This is a genomic window from Hyphomicrobium sp. (genome assembly GCF_036833075.1).
Taxonomy (GTDB): domain Bacteria; phylum Pseudomonadota; class Alphaproteobacteria; order Rhizobiales; family Hyphomicrobiaceae; genus Hyphomicrobium_C.
Genome location: NZ_DAITQL010000145.1, coordinates 1 through 5,012, shown reverse-complemented (window position 1 = coordinate 5,012; position 5,012 = coordinate 1). Strand labels below are relative to the sequence as shown.

The 5,012-nt window shown below is 65.1% G+C and carries 7 protein-coding genes; all 7 read left to right on the top strand.

Features of this window, described 5'->3' with window-relative positions; genetic code table 11:
* Positions 1-110, top strand: a 110-nt coding sequence (locus V7082_RS21345; RefSeq protein ID WP_334151689.1) for a VirB8/TrbF family protein, incomplete at its 5' end; no start/stop codon positions are given.
* Positions 107-1,120, top strand: coding sequence for a P-type conjugative transfer protein TrbG (trbG, locus tag V7082_RS21340; RefSeq protein ID WP_030091819.1), 1,014 nt, complete (start codon positions 107-109; stop codon positions 1,118-1,120). The genes V7082_RS21345 and trbG, both read left to right, overlap by 4 nt.
* On the top strand, positions 1,117-2,265 hold the full coding sequence (locus tag V7082_RS21335) for a TrbI/VirB10 family protein (RefSeq protein ID WP_198585895.1): 1,149 nt from the start codon (positions 1,117-1,119) through the stop codon (positions 2,263-2,265). The genes trbG and V7082_RS21335 overlap by 4 nt, the downstream gene beginning before the upstream one ends.
* Positions 2,266-2,267: 2 nt before the next feature.
* Complete coding sequence (locus V7082_RS21330) at positions 2,268-2,483, top strand: DUF2274 domain-containing protein (protein ID WP_030091817.1); 216 nt, start codon at positions 2,268-2,270, stop codon at positions 2,481-2,483.
* A 134-nt stretch (positions 2,484-2,617) separates the two neighbouring features.
* On the top strand, positions 2,618-2,932 hold the full coding sequence (locus V7082_RS21325; protein ID WP_030091816.1) for a hypothetical protein: 315 nt from the start codon (positions 2,618-2,620) through the stop codon (positions 2,930-2,932).
* A 19-nt stretch (positions 2,933-2,951) separates the two neighbouring features.
* Complete coding sequence (locus V7082_RS21320) at positions 2,952-3,341, top strand: HVO_A0114 family putative DNA-binding protein (protein ID WP_030091815.1); 390 nt, start codon at positions 2,952-2,954, stop codon at positions 3,339-3,341.
* On the top strand, positions 3,338-4,990 hold the full coding sequence (locus V7082_RS21315; RefSeq protein WP_334151685.1) for a recombinase family protein: 1,653 nt from the start codon (positions 3,338-3,340) through the stop codon (positions 4,988-4,990). Before V7082_RS21320 ends, V7082_RS21315 begins: the two co-directional genes overlap by 4 nt.
* The last annotated feature ends 22 nt before the right edge of the window (positions 4,991-5,012 follow it).

Below are 5,012 nucleotides of genomic sequence, written 5' to 3'. Positions count from 1 at the left end.
CGATCCTGACCATCGTGATCCAGACCCCGCGCGACGCCGAGCGCCTGCGCGCCAACCCGCTCGGCATCTACGTCAACGCCATCTCGTGGTCGCGGGAGATGAGCCAATGAGCACGTTGACCCGCAAACCCGCAGTTCCGGCTTTCCGTAAACACGGCCTTCCGGCTTTGCTGCTGTCCGCCACCATGCTGGCCGGTTGCGCTACCAACAAACCCCCGCAGTTCAGCTACGACCCCGACGTGCCATCGCTGCCCGTTGTGCCGGCCGCCGTCACCGATGACCTCCCCCGGCGATTGCACACGCCGCCGGCCTGGACCGTGGCGCGCGGCGGGACCGCCGCCGGGACACCGGCCGGCCGTGTCGAGAACGCCAATGCCGCCGCGCGCGTCGAGCCGCGCCGCGAGGGCTACTATAACGCCATCCAGATTTATCCCTGGTCGGAAGGTGCGCTCTATCAAGTATATGCCGCGCCGGGGCAGATCACCAATATTGCGCTGGAACCGGGCGAGAGCCTGACCGGCGCGGGACCGATTGCAGCAGGAGACACCGCCCGCTGGATCATCGGCGACACCGAAAGCGGCTCGGGCACAACGCGCCGCGTCCATATCCTCGTCAAACCGAGTCGGCCGGACATCGCCACGAACCTCGTCGTGACCACCGACCGGCGTACCTACATGATCGAGCTGCGCGCCCGCGAAGCCCTCTATATGCCGTCCGTCGCCTGGGCCTATCCGGCACAACCGGCAGGCCAGCGTCAGACCGTTCCGGCCGCACCGATCATCCCGGTCGAGGCGGCGCGCAACTATCGCTACGGCCTGACCGGCGATAACCCACCCTGGAAGCCTATCTCCGTCTTCGACGATGGCCGCCGCATCTATGTCATCTTCCCGCGCGGCATCGTGCAGGGCGAGATGCCGCCGATCTTCGTCATCGGCTCGGATGGCGAAACCCAGATCGTCAACAGCCGCATCCAGCAGAACATCCTCATCGTGGACCGCCTGTTCGGCGCGGCCGAATTGCGCCTTGGCAGCGGTGATCGCCAGCAGACGGTCAGGATCGTCCGCATCGAGCAACGGCAGGCTGCACAGCCGGCAAAAGCGACCGGAGAATCCCCGTCATGACCGAAGACACGATCCCTGTAGAAGCCGCAGCGGACACCACCGCACCCATGCGCCTGCGTGCCGAACCGCCCCGCGTCACCCGTCTGTCCCGCAAGATGCTGGCCGGCGTCGGAGCCGTCGCGCTGTTCGGGATCGGCGGGGCGCTGATCTATGCGCTCCAGACCCGTGACATGAGTGGCAGCGGTGACGAACTCTACTCGACCGAGAACCGCCCCACGGCGGACGGACTGTCCGGCCTGCCGCGCGACTATACCGGCCCGGTCCTGGGACCGGCATTGCCGGGCGATCTGGGCGGCCCGATCCTCGACGCGCAGAACCGGGGTCAACCCGTTGCCGCCCCCGTCATGGCGACGCCCGCCGTCGATCCTGCGGAACAGCGTCGTCTCGCCGAGGAAGAGGCCGCGCGCGTCAGCCGCGTCTTTTTCCAGACAACGCCCGGCACAGGGACCGCCAACCCGAGCCTTGCCGGCCTTGGCCTTGCCGCGCAGCCCGGCGCGACCGGCACGCAGGACCGGCATACGGCTTTCCTCAACGGCCCGGTGGATCGGCAGACGGTCGCCCTTGACCGCATCGCGGCGCCAGCCTCGCCCTACATCCTTCAGGCCGGGGCCGTGATCCCGGCGGCGATGATTACCGGCATCCGTTCGGACCTTCCCGGCCAGATCACCGCGCAGGTCACGGAGAACGTCTATGACAGCCCGACCGGCTCGCTTCTCCTGATCCCGCAGGGGACGCGCATCATCGGCCAGTACGATGCCGGCGTGACCTTCGGCCAGCGCCGCGTCCTGCTCGTCTGGAACCGCCTGATCCTGCCGAACGGCCGCTCCATCGTGCTGGAGCGTCAGCCCGGCGCGGACGCTTCCGGCTATGCCGGCCTTGAGGATGGCGTCGATTATCACTGGTGGGATCTGATGAAGGCCGCCGGCCTCTCGACGCTGCTCGGTATCGGCACGGAACTGGCGACAGACGACGAGGACCGGCTGATCCGCGCTATTCGCGACGGGGCGCAGGACACCATCAATCAGGCTGGGCAGCAGATCGTCCAGCGCCAGTTGCAGGTCGCACCGACGCTGACCATCCGGCCGGGCTTCCCGGTCAGGGTCATTGTGACGCGAGATTTAGTCCTCGAACCCTACAGGAATTGATTATGGCGAAGCTGAAACTCGGTCCTCTGGCCGACGACAGGCCGGTGAAGGTCACGCTGGAACTGCCGGCACCACTCCACCGTGACCTGATCGACTATGGCGCTCTGTTGGCCGATGGCGGTGCGCCGATCGAGCCTGCCAGACTTATCGTGCCGATGCTGGAGCGGTTCATCGCCACAGATCGCGGTTTCGCCAAGGCGCGGCGGCGACCCTCCTGATCCATCACGGCGGGGGTGCCGCCAGCGTACAGGCGCGAATGCGGCACGCTACACACCGCCGATCCCCCTCCATGCTTCGCTTAGTTCCGGGGCTTTAGCGCTCCTGACTCCACCAGCGAGACACGGAGGATACCATGTGCGCAGAGCGCCGCCACGCCCAACGAGGCCGCCCAAAGCAGCCAGCTCCTGGAACGCTACCCGACGATCTTTTCGACTATGACGACGATCCCGCGCCGCGCATCAGCCCGCCGCGCGGCAGTCCGCCTCATGTCTTCGACGTGGAGAAGCTGCCCGTCATCGACGACTGGCCCGAAGACGTGCCGATCACCGAGGCCGAGATTCACGTATTCGAGCGCTGGTTCGCCGATGTTTTTGACGAGATGTTCGGCTCAGTCGATCTGCCGGAAGACTTGAGAAAGTTATCTCTGTATGATAATGAAAAGCCGTAATGGATGATCGAGATGCGCCATGACGACACTCAAGGTCGGGATCGCCGAACCCGATGAAATGAAGGCCCGGACCATGCGAATCGCCAAGGGCGAGGAGAAGCCCGCGCCCGGCGATCCGACCGTTTGGTTCGCGTCCACCATGTCCTTTGCCAAGTTCCTGTCGCCCAGCAATTGCGAACTGCTCCGCATCATCCATGAGCGTGAGCCGGACTCGCTGGAGGAACTGGCCCAAATCACCGGCCGCGCGAAATCCAACCTGTCCCGGACCCTCAAGGCCATGGCTGGCTACGGCCTCGTCCGCATGGAGAAGGGCAAAGGCCTCAAGCTGGTGCCGAAGGTCATTCATGACCGCGTGGAGCTGGTCCTGCCCCTGATCGAACGGCGCAAGTCGAAAGGAACCCGCAAATGAACGCACAATCTCCCAACGTCGCCTTACGGGCGGCCCTCTACCTGCGCGTCTCGACCGCCCGGCAGGCCGAGCATGACGTGTCGATCCCCGACCAGCGCAAGCAGGGCGAGGCTTATTGCGCCGCGCGAGGCTATCAGCTTGTCGAAATCTTCGTGGAACCGGGTAACACGGCCACCAACGACCGCCGCCCGGAATTCCAGCGGATGATCGAGGCGGGCACGTCGAAACCTGCGCCCTTCGACGTGGTGCTGGTTCACAGCTTCTCGCGCTTCTTCCGCGACGCTTTCGACATGGAATATTACTATCGCAAGCTCGCCAAGAACGACGTGCGCCTGATTTCCATCACGCAAGAGTTGGGGGACGACCCGATCCACGACATGATGCGTCGGATCATGTCCCTGTTCGACGAATACCAGTCGAAGGAAAACGGCAAGCACGTCACGCGCGCCCTGAAGGAGAATGCCCGGCAAGGCTTCTGGAACGGAGCGTTGCCGCCGATCGGCTACCGGATCGCCGCCGCCGAACAACGTGGTGCCAAGACCAAGAAAAAGTTGGAAATCGACCCGCTGCACGCCGACACGATCCGCCTGATCTATCGGCTCGCGTTGGAAGGGCAAGGCGACAGCGGCCAGATGGGCGTCAAGGCGATCGTCAAGCATCTGAACGCCAAGGGCATCTTCACCCGCGACGGCGGTCGCTGGGGCATCGGCCAAGTCCATCGTGTCCTGACCCGCCGCACCTATATCGGCGAACATGAATGGGGAAAGCGCAGCAAGCACAACGACCCACGCGCTCCAGGCGAGATCGTCATCGTCCCGGTGCCCGCCATCATCGAGCGGGAGACTTTCGACGCCGTTCAGTCGCTTCTGCAGGCTCGCAACCCCAAGACCGAACTGCCCGCCCGTGTGGTGATCGGGCCGACCCTACTGACTGGTATCTGCTATTGCGGCGATTGCGGTGGTGCCATGACCATCCGCACCGGCAAGAGCGGCCGCTACCGTTACTATGCCTGCTCGATCAAGGCACGGCAGGGCGAGACCGGCTGCAAGGGCCGAGCGATCCCCATGGACAAGCTCGACGGCATGGTGGTCAGCCATATCGAAGACCGCTTGCTCGATCCCGCCCGTCTGGAGAAGCTACTCGGCAGCATCCTCGGCCGCCGCGAGGATCAGGCCGCGCGCCGCAGGGAGCACATCGCCTCTTTGCAGCGGCAGGCAACCGAATCGGAATCGCGCCTCAAGCGCCTCTATGATGCCATCGAGGTCGGCGTCGCTGATCTGGACGACCCGGCGCTCAAGGAGCGTATCGCCGGTCTCAAGGTCATCCGCGATCAGGCGCGGGCTGACGCCGACCGGGCGCAGGCGCTGCTCGAAAGCCCCGGCCACGGCGCCCTTAGCCCCGAAATGATCGAAGGGTTTGCACGCCGCGCGCGGGAGCGCATTCGCGGCCATGAGGGCGGCTATCGGCGGGATCACCTGCGCGCGCTGGCGCAGCGCGTCGAGGTCGCGGACGACGCAATTCGCATCATGGGATCGAAAACGGAGCTGCTGAAGACGCTTATTGCCGGTCAAGGGCGGCAATCGGCGGCAATTGGCGTGCCCAAAGGCGGTCTGAAATGGCGGAGAGAGTGGGATTCGAACCCACGGTGAGCTTGCGCCCACGCCGGTTTTC

Coding starts and splice junctions, on each gene's coding strand:
- trbG (WP_030091819.1), top strand. CDS start 107: ATGAGCACGTTGACCCGCAAACCCGCAGTTCCGGCTTTCCGTAAACAC.
- V7082_RS21335 (WP_198585895.1), top strand. CDS start 1,117: ATGACCGAAGACACGATCCCTGTAGAAGCCGCAGCGGACACCACCGCA.
- V7082_RS21330 (WP_030091817.1), top strand. CDS start 2,268: ATGGCGAAGCTGAAACTCGGTCCTCTGGCCGACGACAGGCCGGTGAAG.
- V7082_RS21325 (WP_030091816.1), top strand. CDS start 2,618: ATGTGCGCAGAGCGCCGCCACGCCCAACGAGGCCGCCCAAAGCAGCCA.
- V7082_RS21320 (WP_030091815.1), top strand. CDS start 2,952: ATGACGACACTCAAGGTCGGGATCGCCGAACCCGATGAAATGAAGGCC.
- V7082_RS21315 (WP_334151685.1), top strand. CDS start 3,338: ATGAACGCACAATCTCCCAACGTCGCCTTACGGGCGGCCCTCTACCTG.